General features: G+C 71.6%; 1 protein-coding gene. It reads left to right on the plus strand.

Annotated elements, in window-relative coordinates:
* The coding region (locus tag FAF44_RS54200) for a lipid A deacylase LpxR family protein (RefSeq protein WP_237111255.1) at positions 1 to 236 on the plus strand (236 nt) is incomplete at both ends.

Consider the following 236-nt stretch of genomic DNA (forward strand, 5'->3'; position numbering starts at 1 on the left):
CACCGTCCCGGCGGGCGGCACCGCGACCGCCACGGTCACCGTCGATCATCGCAGCGCGGCCGCCGCCTCCTACACCGGCAGCCTGGTCGCCTCCTCGGCCGACGGCGCGGTACGGCTGACCACGCCGATCGGCCTCGTCCTCGGCGAGCAGTTGCACAAGCTGACCATCAGGGTGATCCACTCAGGAAAGCCGCGCGGCTGGCTCGAAGGGAACCTGTCACAGATCTCGCCGCCGG

Source organism: Nonomuraea sp. MG754425 (assembly GCF_021699195.1).
Classification (GTDB): domain Bacteria; phylum Actinomycetota; class Actinomycetes; order Streptosporangiales; family Streptosporangiaceae; genus Nonomuraea.